General features: G+C 34.3%; 1 protein-coding gene and 1 pseudogene. One reads left to right on the top strand and one right to left on the bottom strand.

The features are described 5' to 3' along the window. Positions 1 to 177: 177 nt before the first annotated feature. Positions 178 to 294: pseudogene (locus ACGH6S_RS09035) on the bottom strand (hypothetical protein); the annotation flags it as partial. Between the two features lie 630 nt (positions 295 to 924). Between ACGH6S_RS09035 and ACGH6S_RS09030 the strand changes: the two are divergent. Further along, positions 925 to 2,289: a hypothetical protein gene (locus tag ACGH6S_RS09030; protein ID WP_411578763.1), complete on the top strand. Its 1,365-nt coding sequence runs from the start codon at positions 925 to 927 to the stop codon at positions 2,287 to 2,289. The last annotated feature ends 254 nt before the right edge of the window (positions 2,290 to 2,543 follow it).

Genomic DNA, 2,543 nt, shown 5'->3' with positions numbered 1-2,543 from the left:
TCATTATAATTCCTCTATTTAATATTTCAAGATATTGTTGTATTTATTTTTAAATTAGTTATTATCAATAATAGCTGAATATTTATGCTATTTTGGTATTTTAGCATTTTTTATAATCTAATTATATTTATTTTTTGTAAAGTTTTGTTAAGACGAAATATAAGATGTAGTATTTTACTAGGCCATTTGGAATGGCAACATATTTTCAAATAAAAAATTAAAGAGTAAGTGTTTTTTAAATTCAACGGGAGGAAAATAGCTTAACGAAGAATGTAATCGTTTATGATTATACCAATAGAAATAAGCCGAAAAAGCGCATTATAACTCAGTTGTTGAGTTGAAGCGTTGGCTTTTACAAACTCCTTTTTAATTGTTTTAAATGTCACTTTCACTACCGTATTGTCATTGAAATAAATCTAATTTTGATAATGGTTGTTTAATTTGGCTTAATGCCGACATAACAAGCTCTGCTGTTTTATGTTTACCAACATGATAACCAACAATCTACCTATCTTGTAAAGTTAATTAAAAATGATTATTTAAAAATCATTTTTACGATCAATCCAACGTTCATCTTTACAAAACTTAACAATTAAATCCCTCAATGCAGTTGCATCGTTTTTTTTAGTCATTATAATTAAGAAATTGTTTAAAGCATGATCGATTAAAGTTTAAACAAACAAGCATAAAAACCAAATAAAACAAAAATTTAGTTGACGGAGTTGTAGGTATGTATTATAATTTTCAACAGGCAACAGGCAACAGGCAATCTGGCAAACCTCTGATCTGAATTCGCCTGATTTTAGCAATCAACGTTCAGCATTTCACAATAACTTATTTTTCCGCGAAATTTTACGATTTTTCCCGAAATTATTTCAGCGATCTTTTTTGTTTCGGCAGATCTTTTTAGGACTATTGTTTATCTTGTTGCTACCATTTTCTTTTAGTAGCCAAGCCTTAAGTGCAACAACATCGGGAATGATTCATGGTAGTGCGCCGTATTTGACTTTCGACGGTAGGCGTATGACGGATACAAGTGGTTTTCTTTGGATAACAATATCGGATGCAGCAGGTAATAAACAAACATTCACGCCTACTACAAATCCCTCAAGTGAATCCAATCCAATTGAATTACTTAATCCTAATGATAAATTTACCAATGTTGAAATGTTGGTAGCAACTGATAGTAGTTCAATTCCATTAAATTCGGTAGTGAATTCGTTTCCGAATTATTGGGGTGATGATGATGGAGATGGTCAGGGGAGTGGCGGAATTACTGCAACAGGTAATTTAAATTTAACGATTAAAGACAAATATAACAAAACAGTAGCGCGTAATGAATCACTTGATATTTGTAAAGCACCATATAAAGTGACATTAAGTGCTACGGATGGTGAATTAAAAACGGAATATGGCATTCCACAAAATAGTAATTTTAGTGCGAGTAGTGTGGATTATTACATTAATCCTAAGCTTCCTCCGAAGGTTTGTTTTGTTAGGCCAAATTTAACATATAGTGTAGGAAGTTATGATGGTCCAATTTCAATATGGAATCCTGATAAGGGGTTTATTCCTCAATCTATTGTCCCATCATCTTATAATTTAAATTTTCCTACTACAGGGGCTAATAATTTATACTTTGATTTAGAGGTTGGTGGTAGTGTTGGTCATTTATCATGGATGATAGTCCCAAGCAGAGTGGGTAGTATTGAGATTTCAGTGCGACCAGCAGATTATGCAGCCAAAAACGTTCGTGTCATCTTATCAGGTCCTTATATCCCTGAATCACGGATGAATTCAAGTACTCCAGGTCCTGCAGCTCAGCCATCTCTGCCAGCGCGATTTGAATTGGTTGGTACAGATATAGATAATAAAGGTATCAAGGTCAAGTATGGATTTGAGTTAAAGCAGTGGTTTGTGCACCGTGGTACGGTTGCCGATAATTATTCTAATTCATTGTCTTGGTGTAGTCATATAGGTTATCGCCTTCCTAAAGTTAGGGATTTAACCAATGCTGTTTGTGCAGGTCTTGGTAGTGGTTCTTGGTGTCAAGGTGCAGTCGGCGCTACACCTTCGTCACCTGTTAATCATTATCAGCGTCGAATTGGTGCAGGTTTTTTTACAGAGTGGGGAAATATGAACGACTATACTCATGCTAACTTTCTCTATGACCACTACTGGACTACTGACACAACAGGGATTACTCAATTTCTTGTGGCTTCCGCCACTGGTTATGTCCGTGATCGTTCTCTAGATAGCATGGCTTATTCAGTTTGTACAACACCCTAGTTTTATTTATTAAGCACTGTGTAGTTGAGATAAAAAAATGAATATAAGCAATTGATAAGAATAGTTGCTTTGCAAGGACAACCAAACCTAACTAATGAAGTGAACGAACTAAAGTGGTTTGGTTGTATACTAGCACATAATCAATGAATAACTGTCTGATGACAGGTGAGTTGTTAATTGGAATGGCAACACATTTTCAAACAAAAAAATTAAGGGGTAAGTGTTTTTTAAATTCAACGGGAGGCAAGTAGCCT

The organism is Gilliamella sp. BG3, assembly GCF_046635605.1.
GTDB classification, from domain to species: Bacteria; Pseudomonadota; Gammaproteobacteria; order Enterobacterales; family Orbaceae; genus Gilliamella; species Gilliamella bombi.
The sequence above is the reverse complement of the archived record's forward strand: the minus strand, read 5'-3'. Positions and strand labels throughout refer to the sequence as shown.